Annotated in this window: 12 protein-coding genes; 9 read left to right on the top strand and 3 right to left on the bottom strand. The window is 69.2% G+C overall.

Features of this window, described 5'->3' with window-relative positions:
- Positions 1-7 precede the first annotated feature (7 nt).
- The 6 genes from bluB (at position 8) to cobT (ending at position 6,176) form a co-directional block, all read left to right on the top strand.
- Positions 8-721, top strand: a complete 714-nt coding sequence (gene bluB / locus FYM52_RS05335) for a 5,6-dimethylbenzimidazole synthase (RefSeq protein WP_042416121.1) — start codon at positions 8-10, stop codon at positions 719-721.
- Positions 718-1,785, top strand: a complete 1,068-nt coding sequence (gene cbiB / locus FYM52_RS05340) for an adenosylcobinamide-phosphate synthase CbiB (protein WP_154163350.1) — start codon at positions 718-720, stop codon at positions 1,783-1,785. The genes bluB and cbiB overlap by 4 nt, the downstream gene beginning before the upstream one ends.
- Positions 1,778-2,800 (top strand): aminotransferase class I/II-fold pyridoxal phosphate-dependent enzyme, encoded by a 1,023-nt coding sequence (locus FYM52_RS05345; protein ID WP_154163351.1) that lies wholly within the window; start codon positions 1,778-1,780, stop codon positions 2,798-2,800. The genes cbiB and FYM52_RS05345 overlap by 8 nt, the downstream gene beginning before the upstream one ends.
- A complete protein-coding gene (locus FYM52_RS05350; RefSeq protein ID WP_370513802.1) occupies positions 2,797-4,296 on the top strand; it encodes a cobyric acid synthase in 1,500 nt (499 codons plus the stop codon). Before FYM52_RS05345 ends, FYM52_RS05350 begins: the two co-directional genes overlap by 4 nt.
- A gap of 118 nt (positions 4,297-4,414) precedes the next feature.
- Entirely contained in the window at positions 4,415-4,948 is a 534-nt protein-coding gene (locus tag FYM52_RS05355) for a hypothetical protein (RefSeq protein ID WP_154163352.1), read from the top strand.
- 148 nt (positions 4,949-5,096) lie between these two features.
- A complete protein-coding gene (gene cobT / locus FYM52_RS05360; RefSeq protein WP_154163353.1) occupies positions 5,097-6,176 on the top strand; it encodes a nicotinate-nucleotide--dimethylbenzimidazole phosphoribosyltransferase in 1,080 nt (359 codons plus the stop codon).
- A 227-nt stretch (positions 6,177-6,403) separates the two neighbouring features.
- Here the strand turns inward: cobT and FYM52_RS05365 are convergent, their stop codons facing one another.
- From FYM52_RS05365 to FYM52_RS05375, 3 genes are all read right to left on the bottom strand, one after another.
- On the bottom strand, positions 6,404-7,711 hold the full coding sequence (locus FYM52_RS05365) for an NAD(P)/FAD-dependent oxidoreductase (RefSeq protein ID WP_154163354.1): 1,308 nt from the start codon (positions 7,709-7,711) through the stop codon (positions 6,404-6,406).
- 279 nt (positions 7,712-7,990) lie between these two features.
- Entirely contained in the window at positions 7,991-9,430 is a 1,440-nt protein-coding gene (locus FYM52_RS05370) for a sensor histidine kinase (RefSeq protein WP_154163355.1), read from the bottom strand.
- The gene (locus FYM52_RS05375) at positions 9,427-10,125 is read right to left on the bottom strand and encodes a response regulator transcription factor (protein WP_154163356.1); all 699 of its coding nucleotides are present in this window, start codon (positions 10,123-10,125) and stop codon (positions 9,427-9,429) included. The genes FYM52_RS05370 and FYM52_RS05375 overlap by 4 nt, the downstream gene beginning before the upstream one ends.
- Positions 10,126-10,301: 176 nt before the next feature.
- Here FYM52_RS05375 and FYM52_RS05380 point away from each other — a divergent pair, with 176 nt between their 5' ends.
- The 3 genes from FYM52_RS05380 to FYM52_RS05390 all read left to right on the top strand — a co-directional run bounded on the left by FYM52_RS05380 (position 10,302) and on the right by FYM52_RS05390 (position 13,446).
- On the top strand, positions 10,302-11,261 hold the full coding sequence (locus tag FYM52_RS05380; protein WP_043385000.1) for a tripartite tricarboxylate transporter substrate binding protein: 960 nt from the start codon (positions 10,302-10,304) through the stop codon (positions 11,259-11,261).
- Positions 11,262-11,368: 107 nt separating this feature from the next.
- On the top strand, positions 11,369-11,923 hold the full coding sequence (locus FYM52_RS05385) for a tripartite tricarboxylate transporter TctB family protein (RefSeq protein ID WP_042416107.1): 555 nt from the start codon (positions 11,369-11,371) through the stop codon (positions 11,921-11,923).
- Complete coding sequence (locus FYM52_RS05390) at positions 11,923-13,446, top strand: tripartite tricarboxylate transporter permease (RefSeq protein ID WP_042416104.1); 1,524 nt, start codon at positions 11,923-11,925, stop codon at positions 13,444-13,446. Before FYM52_RS05385 ends, FYM52_RS05390 begins: the two co-directional genes overlap by 1 nt.
- The last annotated feature ends 85 nt before the right edge of the window (positions 13,447-13,531 follow it).

The following is a 13,531-nucleotide window of genomic DNA, read 5'->3' on the forward strand; positions in this document are numbered from 1 at the left end:
TCGCAGCATGAACGACACCCACGACCTCGACCACTACCGCACGATTGCCGCCACCGCGTTCACGGACAGCGAGCGGGCGGCCGTCTACCGCGCCATCCACGAGCGGCGCGACATGCGCCACTTTGCCGGCGGCACGGTCAGTGACGAGGTGCTGCTGCGCCTGCTGCGCGCCGCCCACCATGCGCCCAGCGTGGGCTTCATGCAGCCGTGGCGCTTCATCCGCGTGCGGGAGCGCGCGCTGCGCGAAGGCATCCACACGCTGGTGGAGCAGGAGCGCGTGCTCACCGCCCAGGCCCTGGGCGAGCGCGAGGAAGATTTCATGCAGCTCAAGGTGCAGGGCGTGCTGGACGCCGCCGAGCTGCTGGTGGTGGCCCTGCCGCCCGGGCGCGAGGCCCATGTGTTCGGTCGCCGCACCATGCCCGAGATGGACCTGGCCTCGGCCGCCTGCGCCATCCAGAACCTGTGGCTGGCCGCGCGTGCCGAAGGGCTGGGCATGGGCTGGGTGTCGATCTACGACCCGCAGGCCCTGGCCCAGCTGCTGGAGATGCCGGCCGGCAGCTATCCGCTGGCCGTGCTGTGCCTGGGGCCGGTGCAGGCCTATTACGCCGAACCCATGCTGCAGCAGGAAAAATGGGCCGCCCGCGCGCCCCTGCAGGACATGCTGTTTGAAGAACGCTGGGGGCAGGCGCCGCAGACCCCGCCACCGGCCGAGATGGAATGATCGCTATGGATGTGACGGCCGTGCTGGCCGTGGCCCTGAGCCCGCTGGCCTGGGCCTGGCAACTGTGGGGCGCCGAGGGCGCCTCGCAGCTTTTCTGGGCGCAGCAACTCATGTCGGCCGCGCTGGCGGTGCTGGTGGCCCTGCTGCTGGACCGCCTGTGGGGCGAGCCGCCCGTGTGGCTGCACCCCGTGGTGCTGATGGGCAAGCTGCTGGGGGCCTTGGGTAAATGGATAGCGCCCCGCGCTGAAAGAACCAGGGATTACGGTGCTTTTGTGCTGGGAATGACCGCGTGGTGCGCGCTGGCAGCTCTCTTTTTTGTGGTCTATGCCCTGTGCCAGTGGCTGCTGCCACCGCAGGCCTGGTGGGGGCAGGGCCTGGTGCTGGGCGTGCTGCTCAAGCCGCTGCTGGCGTGGCGCATGCTCCAGGACGAGGTGCTGGCCGTCGAAGCCGCCCTACAGCAGTCGCTGCCCGCAGGGCGCGAGCGCCTGTCCTGGCTGGTCAGCCGCGACACCACGCAGCTGGACGCGGGCACGGTGCGCGAGAGCGTGATCGAAACCCTGGCCGAGAACCTTAACGACTCCGTCATCGCCCCCTTGTTCTGGTTCCTGCTGGCCGGCCTGCCGGGCGCGGCGCTGTACCGGTTGGCCAACACCGCCGATGCCATGTGGGGTTACCCGGGCTGGCGCGGGCAGGGCGCCCAGCGCCGCCACTGGCAGTGGGCCGGCAAATGGGCGGCGCGTGCGGACGATGTGCTCAACTGGTTGCCCGCGCGCCTGACGGCCCTGCTGCTGGCCGGCGTGGCGCATGGCGTGGCCTGGTCCGCGCTGCGCCGCGATGCGGCCATCACGCCTTCGCCCAATGGCGGCTGGCCCATGGGCTGCATGGCATTGGCCCTGGGCGTGCGCCTGGGCAAGCCCGGCGTCTATGTGCTGAACCCGCAGGGCCAGGTGCCCCAGGCTGCGCAGGTGCAGCAGGCCGTGGGCCTGGCCGCGCGCGTGGTCGGGGCCTGCGCGATCGCCGCGCTGGTGGTGCTGCTGGGCCTGGGGGGGATCGTCCATGGCTGAGGCGCTGATCCACGGGGGCACCGACGCACTGGGCGTGCCGGCGCACGATTTTTCCACCAACCGCAATGCCTGCGGCCCGTGCCCGCAGGCCGTGGCGGCGCTGCAGGCCGCGCACGTGGCCCAGTACCCGGACCCGGCCTACACCGACCTGCGCGCGGCCCTGGCGGCTTTCCACGGCGTGGACCCGGCGCGCGTGCTGCTGGCCGGCAGTGCCAGCGAATGCATCCACCGCCTGACCTTGCATGCCGTGCGCAGCGGGGCCCGCCAGGTCAGCCTGCCGCCGCACCACTATGGCGACTACCCGCATGCCGCGCGCCTGTGGCAATTGCCGGTGGTGCCGCGCAGCCCGCATGCGGGTGGCCCCGGGCTGCACTGGGCCTGTGCCCCGTCCAGCCCCCTGGGCCTGGACGAGGACGTCTGGCCGCTGTGGTCGTCGCCGGATCCGGCGGGGGCCTGGCGCGTGCTGGACTGTGCCTATGCCCCGCTGCAGCTGGAGCCGGCCGTTGTGCGACCAAACCTGGACCACGTGTGGCAGATGTGGACCCCCAACAAGGCCCTGGGCATGACCGGGGTGCGCGCCGCCTACGCGATTGCGCCCGTGCAGGCCACGCAGCAGGAGCTGGCGGCGCTGCGCGACCTGGCCCCCTCCTGGGTGGTGGGGGCCCACGGCGTGGCCATGCTGCAGGCCTGGACCACCCCGCAGGTGCAGGCCTGGCTGCAGGCCAGCCTGGTGCAGCTGCGGGCTTGGAAGGCGCAGCAAGTGCAGCTGTGCGCCCGGCTGGGCTGGCAGGTGCTGCCGGGCCACCGGGCCAATTATTTCGTGGCGCACTGGCCCCAGGACGGGCAGGCGCGCATGGCGCAGGCCCTGGCCGTGCTGCGCGCGCAAGGCATCAAGCTGCGCGATGCCCACAGCTTTGGCCTGCCCGGCTGCGTGCGCCTGGGCGTGCTGCCGCCGGCCTCCCAGCAGGCCCTGGCACAGGCCTGGGCGGCGATGAACCTCAAGGAATTGGCATGAGTCCGACCGCATTCGATCCCGTCCGCCTGCCGCGGCCGCAGCCCGGGCAGACCCAGGCCCTGTGTGTCATGGTGCTGGGCACCAGCAGCAACGCCGGCAAGAGCTGGGTGGCCACGGCCCTGTGTGCCTGGTACCGCGCCCAGGGCTACAAGGTGGCGCCCTTCAAGGCGCAGAACATGAGCAACAACGCCCGCGTGGTGGCCACGCCGGATGGGCAGTGGGGCGAGATCGGCACGGCCCAGTACCTGCAGGCCCTGGCCGCGGGCTGCGTGCCCGATGTGCGCATGAACCCGCTGCTGCTCAAGCCCGAGGCCGACACGCGCAGCCAGGTGGTGCTGCTGGGCCAGGTGGATGCCGCGCTGTCGGCCATGCCCTGGCGTGGTCGCAGCCAGCACGTGTGGCCGCAGATCGCCCAGGCCCTGGACAGCCTGCGGGCCGAGAACGATGTGGTGGTGATCGAGGGGGCCGGTTCCCCGGCCGAGATCAACCTGCACAGCAGCGATGTGGTCAACATGCGCGTGGCCCGGCACGGTCAGGCGCACTGCCTGCTGGTGGCGGACATCGACCGGGGCGGCGCCTTCGCCCACCTGTACGGCACCTGGGCCCTGCTGCCGCCCGAGGAGCAGGCCCTGCTGCGCGGCTTCGTGCTCAACAAGTTCCGGGGCGATGCACGCCTGCTGGCCCCGGCGCCGCAGATGCTGCAGGAGCGCACCGGCGTGCCCACGGTGGCCACCATCCCCATGCAGTGGAACCATGGCCTGCCCGAGGAGGACGGCGTGTTCGATGCCCGCAGCACGGGCGCCGGGGCCATCCACACCACGGTGGCCATCGTGGCCTATCCGCGCATGAGCAACCACGATGAATTCCAGCCGTTGCTGAACCTGCCCGGCGTGCGCGTGGTCTGGGCGCGCAGCCCGGCTCAGTTGCAGGGCGCGGACTGGGTGATCCTGCCGGGCTCCAAGGCCACGGCGGCCGACCTGGACTGGATGCGCGGCCAGGGGCTGGACGCCGCCGTGGTTGCCCATGCCCATGCCGGGCGCCGGGTGCTGGGCATCTGCGGGGGCCTGCAGATGCTGGGCGAGGCCCTGATTGACCTGCACGGTGTGGACGGCAACGCCGCCGGCCTGGGCCTGCTGCCCCTGGTCACGCTGTTTGCGCCGGACAAGACCGTGCGCCGCGTGCGCGTGCACCTGCCGGCGCTGCACGGGCCCTGGTCGTCCCTGGCGGGCATGGATTTGGACGTCTATGAAATCCACCACGGCCAGACGCAGCTGCGCACCGACATGGAGGCCGGCCAGCCGCAGCGTTCCCGGGAGGTGGTGCCGGGCCTGGTCTGGCAGAACGGCCCCGGCCACATCTGGGGCACCTACTGGCACGGCATGCTGGAGAACACGGCCTTTGTCCAGGCCTTGTTCGGCGCCCAGGCCCCGTCGCTGGAGGTGGTGTTTGCCCGCCTGGCGGAGGGCGTGCAGACCTGGTTTGCGCAAGAGGTGTAAGCGGGTGCTACGGCTGTAGGCTTGTGCCTGCAAGGCTGGGCGGGTTGGGCTGATAGTCCATGCCGGGCCATGGCAGGCATGCTGTTGGCATTGTTTGTCATCCAAGGAGAATGCTTTGATGAAGTTGCAATGGACCCCTTCCTGGCGTCTGGGACTGTGCGTGGTGGCACTGGCTGGTGCAAGCTTGGCCCAGGCGCAAACCGCGACACCGGCCGCACCTGGGGCGCAGCACCCCGCCATGCCCCACCACCCGGCCAAGATGCCGCACCATGGCGCCAAGCCGCACGGGGGGCAGGGTGCGGCCATGAGCCCGCAGCAGCGCGAGGCCGCGGCCGTCGCGGCGGAACAGCGCCGCGGGCAGGGGCCGGTCAACCCGCCGGGCATGGGCATGGATGACCTGCAGCGCAACGCCTTGCGCCGCTGCGACATCTTCAAGACCGAGCTGGACCGCAGCGCCTGCGTGGCACGCGTGCAGCAGCCACAGCTCTCCGGCAGCGTCGAGGGGGGAGGGGTGATCCGCGAATACACCCAGACCATCGAGGTGCCCGCCGCACCGCCCGCCCAGCATCCTCCCATGATGCAGCAGCCCATGCCGCACGCACCCATGATGCAGCAGCCGATGCCCCAGCCCATGGAGCCGATGCGCAAGTAAGCGCCTGCGCTGCCCAGCACCCCCAACCCGGCCTGGCCGGGTTTTTTCTTGCCCGCGATTGATGTGGTGCGGGGCAAGGCCATGGGCGCAGGCGCATACTTGGGCCCGGGCGCTGGAGCGCCTTTTTTGTGTGTGATGAGGGATGGAAATGTCGACCGTGATTCCTGACGTGGCTTCGATCGAGGACGCCACATTTGCCGCCCATGTGCAGGGCTTGCTGGACGTGAAGACCAAGCCCGTGGGCTCCCTGGGCGTGCTGGAGCAACTGGCGCACCGCTTGGCCTGCATCTTGGGTAGCGATGCCCCGGTGCTGGAGGCGCCGCAGATGGTGGTGTTTGCGGCCGACCATGGCCTGGCGGCGCGCGGGGTGTCGGCCTACCCCGTGGACGTGACCTGGCAGATGGTGGAGAACTTCATGGCCGGCGGCGCGGCCGTGAGCGTGCTGGCGCGCCAGCATGGGATTGCCCTGAATGTGGTGGACTGCGGCGTGGCGCGCGACTTTGCCGCCCGCGAGCAGGACCCCGAGGACAAGCTGCCCAAGGCCGGCCAGCCGCGCCTGTGGCGCCGCAAGGTGGCCTATGGCACGCAGGACTGCAGCCAGGGCCCGGCCATGACCGAACAGGAATGCGCGCTGGCCATCCGCAACGGGGTGGAACTGGTCAAGCGCCTGCCGGGCAATGCCTTGCTGCTGGGCGAGATGGGGATTGGCAACACCTCCACCGCCTCGCTGCTGCTGTCGCGGCTGTGCGGTGTGTCCGTGGCGGAGGTCACGGGCATGGGCACGGGCCTGGATCCGCAGGGTGTGGAACGCAAGATCGCCGTGCTGCAGCAGGTGCTGCAGACGCATGCCGCCGTGACCGAGCCGCTGCCGGTGCTGGCCGCCATGGGCGGGCTGGAGGTGGCGACCATGGTCGGTGCCGTGCTGCAGGCCGCGGCCGAGCGGCGCGTGATTGTGGTCGATGGCTTCATCACCACGGCGGCGGTGCTGGTGGCCAGCCGCCTGCAGCCTGCGGTGCTGCAGCGCTGCGTGTACGCCCACCGCTCGGGCGAGCCCGGCCACACCCTGCTGCTGCAGGCGCTGGGCGCGCGGCCCTTGCTGGACTGGCAGTTGCGCCTGGGCGAGGGTTCCGGGGCCGCGGCGGCCTGGCCGCTGCTGCCGGCGGCTTGTGCCATCCTGCGCGAGATGGCCAGCTTCACCTCGGCCGGCGTGGCTACCAAGGCCGGCTGAAGCTTTTTCAAAAAAGGGAGCTGACTGCGCGCCTCCCGCCTGCCTTTCAGAACGAATCGTTCTGCAAGGCCCGCAGGGGCTGCGCGGTCAGCTCCTTTTTTTATACCCGCTAGCGTGACCCCTGATACGTCGCTGCTGGGCCTGGTCGTACGCGGGGACTGCCTGCGGCTTTACGTTGTGTCACGGACGCCAATCTTCGATGTGCTGGGGGGTAGGGGCGTTTGGGATCAATCCAGCCGGATGGTGGGGCGCAGGCGGGAGTTCATCAAATCCACCAGCCACAGCAGGCCGCCGCGCCAGAAGCCGTACAGGCGCGCCTGGTGCGAGCGGTACAGCCAGATGTGGCTGAGCATGGCCAGCCGGCCCTTGATCATGCCGCCGTTGAACAGCCCGAACTTGCCCAGCGAGCCGTAGGCGTCGTAGTTGGCCAGCGAGACCAGCGCCCCAAAGTCGCGGTAGGCAAAGCCCTGGCCGGCGTACGGCTGGCGGCTGGCCAGCACCTTGGGCAGCAGCTCGATCAGGTAGCGTGCCTGCTGGTGGGCCACCTGGGCGGTGGGCGGCAGCGGCGTGCTCTGGCCAGGCAGGGTGTAGCTGGCGCAGTCGCCCACGGCGTAGATGTCGGGGTCGGCGGTCTGCAGATCGTCGTTCACGATCAGCTGGTTGCCGCGCGTGACGGGCAGGCCCAGCTGGGCCAGGAAATTGGGCGCCTTCACGCCAGCAGCCCAGACGCTGAGCCCGGCGGGGATGACCTCGTCGCCATCCAGCAGCAGGCCGTTGGCCAGCGCTGCCTGCACGCGGCGGCCGACCAGCACCCGCACGCCCAGGTGCTCCAGGCGCTGCTGGGTGGCCTGGGAGATCTCCTCGGGGAAGCTGGGCAGGATGCGCGGCCCGGCCTCGATCAGCACGATGCGGAACTTGGCGGCCCGCCCCAGCGCGCCATAGGCTTCGGCGCTTTCGGACAGCTGCACCAACTCGGCCGCCAGCTCCACGCCGGTGGCGCCGGCGCCGACGATGGCCACCTGCAGGGTTTCGCCCTCGGTCATGCCGCGCACCATGCGCAGGCGGATTTCACGGTTGAAGTCATCGGCCTTGCGGCGCGAATCAATCATGTAGCAATGCTCCAGCACGCCGGGCGTGCCGAAGTCGTTGGCCCCGCTGCCGACGGCGATGACCAGCTTGTCGTAGCCGATGCGGCGCGCGGGCACCATTTCACGCCCGTCGGGGGCACAGATGGCGGACAGGATGATTTCCTTGCTTGCGCGGTCCAGGCCTTCCATGGCGCCGGGCTGGTAGGCGAAGCGGGCGTCCGTGGCCTGGGCCAGGTAGGTGGTCTGCTGCTGCGCCAGATCGCGCGTGCCGGCGGCAATGGTGTGCAGCATGGGCTTCCAGACGTGGGCGGAATCGGCATCGACCAGGGTCACCGAGGCGGTGTGCGGGTCGCGCAGCTTGCCCAGTGCCGAGGCGATTTCCAGCCCCGCGACCCCGCCCCCCACGACCACGACCCGTGCTGCCTTGTCCTGCTGCGCTTCACCCATTGCTGTTTCCTGCCTGTGCTATCGAATGTTGTTGAGGCTGCGCGCATGCATTCGGCCTGCGCGGCGAAACAGGCATTCTGCTGATATTTTTGATAGCGCGATGCGTAGGATGGGCTTGGGATTTCTTGGGATTTATGTCTTACAGCAGAGTGCTTCGCAATGCATAGCGCTGCAGGCCCGTGGGCCGCGCGGGCGTTGGGGCCACCGTTCCCCCAGCCCGCAAAAATTGGGGGATAACCGCTCAGAGTGCGAGGGTATTGCGGGCGCGGGCGGCCGCCCTCAGACGCCTTCGGTCGGGGCCATGGGCAGGCAGGCCACGGCCTCCAGGCCCAGGATGCGCGCGCCCTGCTGGCGGTTGTGCAGCTCCAGGCGACCGTGCAGCGCCTGGACGATTTCCAGGCAGATGGCCAGCCCCAGGCCGGAGCCGTTGCGCGTGTCCCCGGCCGAGAACGGCTGGTACAGGCGCTGCAGCAGCTCTTCGGACAGGCCCGGGCCCTGGTCGATGATGTGCAGGCAGGCGTGCTGCCTGTCGGCCTGCGGGGTCAGCGTGACCAGCAGGGCGCTGCCCGGTGGTGCGTGGCGGATGGCGTTGTGCAGCAGGTTGCGCACCAGCTCGCGCAGCATCCATTCGTGCGCGGACAGCGGCACGGGGGTGTCGGCGCGCAGCTCGAAGTCCAGCAGCTTGTCGGCGATCAGCGGGGCCAGGTCCAGCGCCACCTCGCGCACGATGGCATCCCAGCCGGTGGCGGTGGCGGCCTGCGGCTGTTGGCGCAGCTGTTCCACCTTGGCCAGTGACAGCATCTGGTTGGCCAGCTGCGTGGCACGGTCCACGGTGGCCTCGATTTCCTGCAAGGCCGTGGCGGGCGGCATGTCGCCCTGGCGGGCCGACTGCACCTGCACCTTCAGCACCGCCAGCGGGGTGCGCAGCTGGTGCGAGGCATCGCGCACGAAGCGCTTTTGGTGGCTGAGCAGTTCGCGCAGGCGCTCGATGGCCTGGTTCATGCCGTCGATCCAGGGCTGCAGCTCGCGCGGCACGGCGTCGCGGTGCAGGGGGTGGAAATCATGGCGTGGCCGCTGGCCGATGGCGTGGCCGACCTCGCGCACCGCGCGCGTGACGCGCTGCACGACGATCATGATGGTCAGCACCAGCAGGCCCAGCAGCACGGCGTTCTGCCACAGGGTTTCAATCAGCAGGTTCCAGGCCAGGTTGTGGCGCAGTTGCAGGGTTTCGGCCACCTGGATCACGGCCATGCTGCGCCCTGTGGCACTGGCCACAGGTTGCAGCAGCACGGCGATGCGCACCGGCTGGTCGCGGTAGCTGCTGTCGTAGAAGTCCACCAGCGCCGCGTAGGGCGGCTGGGCCGGGATGGTGCCGCGCCAGAAGGGCAGGTCGTCAAAGCCGGAGATCAGCTGCCCATCCAGGCTGGACACGCGGTAGTACAGGCGCGTGTGGGTGTCGGCCTCGAAGGCCTCCAGCGCCGAGTAGGGCACCAGCGCGTGGATGCGGGCGTGCTCGTCGTAGCCGTCCACGTCCAGCTGCTCGCCGATGGTCTTGGCCGAGGCCAGCAGCGTGCGGTCGTAGGCCGTGTGCAGCGCCTGCAGCGAGGCACGGTAGGACCACAGCATGTTCAGCGCGATGCAGGCAATCACCGGCAGCAAGATGCCCACCAGCAACTGGCTGCGCAAGGACCAGATGCCGCGGTGCTGGGGCTCGCTCATGCCGCAGCCCCCGAGGGCGTGGGCTTGAGCAGGTAGCCCAGGCCGCGCAGCGTGACCAGGTCCATGCCGGTGCCGGACAGCTTCTTGCGCAGGCGGTAGACCACCACCTCGATGGCTTCGTACTTGACGTCGACCTCGCCGGGAAACACCAGCTCGTACAGGCGCTCCTTGGCGATGGCCTGGCCCGGGCGTGCCAGCAAGGCCAGCATCAGCGCGCGCTCGCGCGGCGTGAAGTCCATGGGCAGGCCCAGGTGGTAGATGGCGCCGCTGGCGCGGTCCAGGCGCAGGGTGCCGAAGCTGTCATGGTCGGTCGGGGCGGAGGCACCACCCGCACCCTGGGCGCGCCGCTCCAGGGCACGCAGGCGTGCTTCCAGTTCGTCCAGGTCGAAGGGCTTGGCCAGGTAGTCGTCGGCCCCGGCGTTCAGGCCCAGCACGCGGTCACCCACGGTGCTGCGCGCGGTCAGGATCAGCACCGGCGTGGTGGCGCGCAGCGCGCGCAGGTGCTCCAGCACCTGCAGGCCATCCTGGCCGGGCAGCGTCAGGTCCAGCACCACCACGTCGGGTTGCAGGGCCTGCCACTGCGGGATGGCCTGCAGCCCGTCCGCGCACAGGCTGACATGGATGCCGCGGCGCGCCAGGGCGCGCTGCAGGCTGGTTTGCATCGCGGGATCGTCTTCGACCAGGAGAATGTGCATGGGCGGCACGTTAGCACTGCGGCGACCGGGTTTTGTTGCTGTGCAGCTTGGGGTTTTCACGGCCCCTGCAGGACAGCCATTTGACAGGCAGTCGCCGCATCATGCTGCCCAAGCAGTGCAGGTTGCGGCTGGTGCTGCTTTTCCTGACGACGAACCTATAAACAGGAGACAAGATGATGCGACGCGATACTTTCTTGAAGAGCATGGCTGCCCTGGCGGTGGCCGGCACTGTCCCCACCAGCTGGGCCCAGGCTGCGGCCATGAAGATGATGCTGCCCGCCAATCCCGGTGGCGGCTGGGACACCACGGGCCGTGCTCTGGGCAAGGCCTTGCAGGATGCGGGTGTGGCCTCGTCGGTGACCTATGACAACAAGGGCGGCGCGGCCGGTGCCATCGGCCTGGCGCAGTTCGTCAACGGCAGCAAGAACGATGCGAACGCCCTGATGGTGATGGGCGCGGTCATGCTGGGCGGCATCATCACCGGCAAGCCCCCGGTGACCCTCAAGCAGGTGACGCCCCTGGCGCGACTGACCAGCGAATACAACGTGTTCGTGCTGCCCGCCAATTCGCCGTTCAAGAACATGGGCGAGGTGATCGCCCAGCTCAAGAAAGACCCCGGCAGTGTGAAGTGGGGTGGTGGCTCGCGCGGATCGACCGAGCACATTGCGGCTGCAATGATTGCCAAGGCCGTGGGCGTGGACCCCGCCAAGATCAACTACGTGGCTTTCCGTGGGGGCGGCGAGGCGATCTCGGCCATCCTGGGTGGCAACGTCACCATCGGCGGCAGCGGCTACAGCGAGTTTGCCGAGTACATCGCCAGCGGCAAGATGAAGCCCGTGGGCGTGACTTCGGCCGAGCGCCTGCCGTCGCTGGACGTGCCCACGCTGAAGGAGCAGGGCATTGACGTGGAAATCGGCAACTGGCGCGGTGTCTACGGCGCCCCCGGCATCAGCAAGCAGCAGCGCGACGAGCTGATCGCCAAGCTGGAAAAGGCCACCAAGAGCGCGGCCTGGCAGGAAGCCCTGAAGAAGAACGACTGGACCCCGGCATGGCTGGCCGGCGATGCCTTCGCCACCTTTGTGGACAAGGAGTTCAGCAGCCTGCAAGACACCATGACCCGCGCCGGCATGGTGTAACGCGCGGTCCTGCGGCACGCTGCGTGCGCCGTGCTGCAGGATTTGATAGCTGAAAGCGCTTGCTGTTGAAGCGCTAGAGCCTGATTTCTCTCTTAAAGGAGCTCTGCATGTCTGAGAGCTTGAACCCTGTGCCCGCCGAGCCGGCCTGGCACAGTGCAATTCCGTCCGCGCGCTGGCAAGCCGCCGTGGGCGTGGGGGTGGTGCTGGTCGCCGTTGGCATGGGCGTCGGTGCCAGCCAGATTGCCGGCGACGCCGGCTACGGCGGCGTAGGCCCCAGTTTTCTGCCCTGGTTGTGTGCCGCAGTGCTGGCCCTGTGCGGCGTCTGGCTGGTGTGGGAGGCCCTGACTGGGGGTTACCGCAAGGCAGGTGAGCCCGGCGGCAGTGCCAAGGCCGATGTCGGCCCCTTCGTCTGGGTCTCTGCGGGTCTGCTGCTCAATGCCGGACTGATCGAGCACCTGGGCTTCATCATCAGCTGCACGCTGTGCTTCACCCTGGCCGTGCAAGGCCTGCGCCGGGCCCAGGGCCAGACGGGCACCCTGAGCGGCAAGGCCCTGCTCAAGGACGTGCTGGTGGGCTTCACGATTGCGGCCCCGGTGTTCTGGGCCTTCACACAGTTCCTGGCCATCAACCTGCCAGGTCTGACGGAAACAGGGTGGCTGTGATGGACATGTTCGACGCACTGATGCAAGGGTTTGCCACGGCGGCCACTCCGATCAATCTGCTGTGGGCGCTGCTGGGCTGCGCCCTGGGCACGGCCGTGGGCGTGCTGCCGGGCATTGGCCCCGCCGTGGCCGTGGCCATGCTGCTGCCAATCACGGCCAAGGTGGAAATCACCGCCTCCATGATCTTCTTCTCGGGCATCTACTACGGTGCCATGTACGGGGGCTCGACCACCTCCATCTTGCTGAACACGCCGGGGGAAACCGCCAGCATGGTCACGGCCATGGAGGGCAACAAGATGGCCAAGAGTGGCCGCGCCGGCGCGGCGCTGGCCACGGCGGCCATCGGCTCCTTCGTGGCGGGCACGGTGGCCACCGTGGTGGTGACGCTGTTCGCGCCCACTGTGGCGGACTTTGCCGTGCGCCTGGGCCCGCCCGAGTACTTCATGCTGATGGTGCTGGCCTTCACCACCGTGAGCGCGGTGCTGGGGCAAAGCAGCCTGCGCGGCATGACGGCCTTGTTCGTCGGCCTGGCCCTGGGGTGCGTGGGCATGGACCAGATCACCGGTTCGGCCCGTTACACCGGCGGCAAGATGGAACTGATGGACGGCGTGGACATCGTGCTGGTGGCCGTGGGCCTGTTCGCCGTGGCTGAGGTGCTGTACGCCGCCCTGTACGAAGGCAAGGTCGACCAGTCGCAGAACAAGGTGACGCGCGTGCACATGACGCGCCGTGACTGGAAGCGTTCCGTGCCGGCCTGGCTGCGCGGCACCATCATCGGCACGCCGTTTGGCTGCATTCCCGCCGGCGGGACGGAGATCCCGACCTTCCTGAGCTACGCCACCGAGAAGAAGCTGGCCAAAGGCGAGGACAAGGCCGAGTTCGGCGGCAAGGGCGCCATCGAAGGCGTGGCCGGTCCCGAGGCGGCCAACAACGCCACGGTGACGGCGGCGCTGATTCCGCTGCTGACCCTGGGCATTCCCACCAGCAACACCACGGCAGTGCTGCTGGGCGCGTTCCAGAACTACGGTATCAACCCCGGGCCCCAGCTGTTCAGCAGCGCCGGTGCCCTGGTGTGGGCGCTGATCGCCTCGCTGTACATCGGCAACCTGATGCTGCTGGTGCTGAACCTGCCCATGGTGGGCCTGTGGGTGAAGCTGCTGAAGATTCCCCGCCCCCAGCTGTACGCCGGGATTCTGATTTTCGCCACCGTCGGTGCCTATGGCATGCGCCAGAGCACGTTCGACCTGTTCCTGCTGTATGGCATCGGTCTGCTGGGTGTGCTGATGCGCCGCTTCGACTTCCCCACGGCCCCCGTGGTGGTCGGCATGATCCTGGGCCCGCTGGCCGAAGCGCAGATGCGCAACGCCGTGTCGATCGGCGAGGGCAGCTTCTGGATCTTCCTGCAGCGCCCCATGTCGCTGACGCTGGTGGTGATCGTGCTGCTGGTGCTGATCGTGCCGCGTGCGCTGCAGTACTGGGCGGCCCGCCGTGCCGTGCAACGCCACGATTTCGCGGCCCACTGAACGGCCTGCCGTCGACCCCTCCAAGCCCCGCTGTGCGGGGCTTTTTTCATGGGCTGGACCCGCAGCACTGGGCCCGTGGTGCGGA

Origin of the sequence: Comamonas sp. CAH-2 (assembly GCF_009668305.1) — a bacterium.
Taxonomy (GTDB): Bacteria; Pseudomonadota; Gammaproteobacteria; order Burkholderiales; family Burkholderiaceae_C; genus Comamonas; species Comamonas aquatica.

Coding starts and splice junctions, on each gene's coding strand:
- bluB (WP_042416121.1), top strand. CDS start 8: ATGAACGACACCCACGACCTCGACCACTACCGCACGATTGCCGCCACC.
- cbiB (WP_154163350.1), top strand. CDS start 718: ATGATCGCTATGGATGTGACGGCCGTGCTGGCCGTGGCCCTGAGCCCG.
- FYM52_RS05345 (WP_154163351.1), top strand. CDS start 1,778: ATGGCTGAGGCGCTGATCCACGGGGGCACCGACGCACTGGGCGTGCCG.
- FYM52_RS05350 (WP_370513802.1), top strand. CDS start 2,797: ATGAGTCCGACCGCATTCGATCCCGTCCGCCTGCCGCGGCCGCAGCCC.
- FYM52_RS05355 (WP_154163352.1), top strand. CDS start 4,415: ATGAAGTTGCAATGGACCCCTTCCTGGCGTCTGGGACTGTGCGTGGTG.
- cobT (WP_154163353.1), top strand. CDS start 5,097: ATGTCGACCGTGATTCCTGACGTGGCTTCGATCGAGGACGCCACATTT.
- FYM52_RS05365 (WP_154163354.1), bottom strand. CDS start 7,711: ATGGGTGAAGCGCAGCAGGACAAGGCAGCACGGGTCGTGGTCGTGGGG.
- FYM52_RS05370 (WP_154163355.1), bottom strand. CDS start 9,430: ATGAGCGAGCCCCAGCACCGCGGCATCTGGTCCTTGCGCAGCCAGTTG.
- FYM52_RS05375 (WP_154163356.1), bottom strand. CDS start 10,125: ATGCACATTCTCCTGGTCGAAGACGATCCCGCGATGCAAACCAGCCTG.
- FYM52_RS05380 (WP_043385000.1), top strand. CDS start 10,302: ATGCGACGCGATACTTTCTTGAAGAGCATGGCTGCCCTGGCGGTGGCC.
- FYM52_RS05385 (WP_042416107.1), top strand. CDS start 11,369: ATGTCTGAGAGCTTGAACCCTGTGCCCGCCGAGCCGGCCTGGCACAGT.
- FYM52_RS05390 (WP_042416104.1), top strand. CDS start 11,923: ATGGACATGTTCGACGCACTGATGCAAGGGTTTGCCACGGCGGCCACT.